The organism is uncultured Campylobacter sp. (assembly GCF_938018145.1).
Lineage (GTDB): Bacteria > Campylobacterota > Campylobacteria > Campylobacterales > Campylobacteraceae > Campylobacter_A.
Window position 1 is genome coordinate 1 of the sequence record NZ_CALIII010000364.1, and the last position, 2,260, is coordinate 2,260.

Genomic DNA, 2,260 nt, shown 5'->3' on the forward strand with positions numbered 1-2,260 from the left:
TTCCGTCAAATTTGAGATCAAATTTACGCCGCATTTTAGCGCCCTGGTTAGCTCGGTTTTTGAGATTTCATTTTGTTTGTCGCTCGCTAAAAACGCAAAACAATCAAATTTGCCGCCCAAAAGCCGAAGCGCGGCAAGCACGTCTGCGCCGTTATTTCCGCTGCCGACTACGCCTAAAATTTTACGGCGTTTGGTCGATGATTTTTTGAACTTACTTCGCACGGCGTTAGCTAACGCGTTAGCGGCGTTTTGCATCAACACTTCGGTGCTAAGCCCAAACTCGCTCACGGCTCTAGCGTCAAGCTCCGCCGTATCCCAAAATAGCTTTTTCATGCGCCCTCCTGCTTCACTCGGTAGCTCAAAGCCTCCAAAATATGCGGCTTTTTGATGATGCGCGAGCCCTCGATGTCGGCGATCGTGCGGGCGACTTTTAGGGTTTTATTGATAGCGCGGCGGCTAAGCGAAAATCTCTGCGTTGCATTATCTAGCACGCCGCTCGCCTCGTCGTCGCAAATGCAAAATTTAGCGATCTCTTCGTCGCTAAGCTTGCCGTTTAGCTCGCTTTGAGCGCGCGAGATTTGCGTCTCAAACACGCGCAGCACGGTTTGCCACATCGCTTCGCTCGTGACGTCGCTTTTATCGCTCGCGGCCACCTCATCCATCTGTACGTGAAGGTCGATGCGGTCTAGCACGGGCGCCGAGATACGCGATTTATAGCGTTTGATCTCGAGCTCCGAGCATTTACACTCTAGATTTTTAGAGAGGAGATTGCCGCAAGGGCAAGGATTCATCGCGGCTACGAACATAAATTTAGTCTCGTACGTGATTTTTGAATTTACGCGCGAGATGTTGATTTTATAGTCCTCCAGCGGCTCGCGCAGGCTCTCTAAAATTTGCGGCGCAAAGTGCGGAAGCTCGTCGAAAAAGAGTATCCCGCCGTTAGCTAGCCCGACCTCGCCGATCCTAGCCGAGCTCGATCCGCCGCCAAATATCGAGCCTTTCGTCGATGTGTGGTGCGGACTACGAAAGGCTCGCAAAGCGGAAAATTCGCTCTCCTGCTGATTTAGCGAGCTATAAGCGCAGCTGAGCAAAATCTCATCCAAGCTTTGCGGCGGCAAAATGTAGCGCAGGCGCTTGGCGCTCATGCTCTTGCCGCATCCGGGGCTACCCTCAAAGATAACGTTGTGCATACCGCAAGCGGCCACCAGGCAGGCTCTTTTTGCCCTACTCTGGCCTTTTACGTCGCTAAAATTTAGCTCGAAATTTTGATTTTTTACGAAGCTTTTTTCGCCAATTTTGATCAAATTTGAAAAAAGCGGATGAACGGCGCCGACTCTGCGCGAGGCGGCAAACTCTGGCTCGAGGAAAAATTTGATCGCCTCGGCCAAATTTGAAACGGCGTAAATTTCTAAATTCGGTATGGCGCCGGCTTTTTGCGCTATCTCTTGCGGGATCAGTACACGAGAACCCGGCGCTTTCGCGCTCAAAAAAAGCAATATAGAAAAAAGGCTAGCCGTACTTTTGACTCCTCCGTCAAGCCCAAGCTCGCCAAATGCAAAAATAGGCTCAAAGTCGCGCTCTTTTTGCAGGGCGATTAAAAGCGCGATGGGTAGGTCGAAGTGACTGCCTGATTTTGGCATATCGGACGGGGATAAATTTATGATGATTTTTTGCGCGGGGAAAGAGAAATTTAACGATAGAAGCGCTGATTTTACGCGCTCGGCGCTCTCTTTGATCGAGGCGCCCGCAAGACCTACGATATTAAGTGCGGGCAAACCGCGGTTAAAACTGGACTCAACATCCACAAGCCGTAATTCGTCGTTATAAGTGGCGCATTTTAGGGCTTTCATGCGTTTTTTTGCTTTTTATACTCTTTGTCGAATTTTTTGCGTTTGTTGTAGCCGATGCGCTCGATAAAAAGGTGTCCGTCGAGGTGATCCATCTCGTGCTGGATCGCGACCGACAAAAGCCCGTCGGCCTCGAGCTTTTTACGCTCTCCAAAGCGGTCTTGATACTCTAGCGTTATAAACTCGGCCCTTTTTACGTCCTCGTAGTATCCCGGCACGCTAAGGCAGCCTTCTTGATAGATTATCTCGCCCTCTTTGCGTAAAATTTTGGGATTTATGATTTCTAGCAGATCCTCTTTGCGCTGTTCTTTACTCTCTTCGTCTACTAAATTTACGATCAAAATTCGCTTAGCCTCGCCAGTTTGGATGGCGGCTAGTCCGATACCGTTTTTAGCGATCATGGTCTCATACAT

General features: G+C 49.6%; 3 protein-coding genes. All 3 read right to left on the reverse strand.

Going from position 1 to position 2,260, the window contains the following annotated elements:
* Positions 1-333, reverse strand: a 333-nt coding sequence (locus Q0338_RS08345) for an NAD(P)H-hydrate epimerase (protein ID WP_298086348.1), incomplete at its 3' end; no start/stop codon positions are given.
* The gene (locus tag Q0338_RS08350; protein WP_298086349.1) at positions 330-1,850 is read right to left on the reverse strand and encodes a YifB family Mg chelatase-like AAA ATPase; all 1,521 of its coding nucleotides are present in this window, start codon (positions 1,848-1,850) and stop codon (positions 330-332) included. The genes Q0338_RS08345 and Q0338_RS08350, both read right to left, overlap by 4 nt.
* A partial coding sequence (gene def, locus Q0338_RS08355) for a peptide deformylase (RefSeq protein WP_298086350.1) occupies positions 1,847-2,260 on the reverse strand: 414 nt, incomplete at its 5' end. The genes Q0338_RS08350 and def, both read right to left, overlap by 4 nt.

Coding starts and splice junctions, on each gene's coding strand:
- Q0338_RS08350 (WP_298086349.1), bottom strand. CDS start 1,850: ATGAAAGCCCTAAAATGCGCCACTTATAACGACGAATTACGGCTTGTG.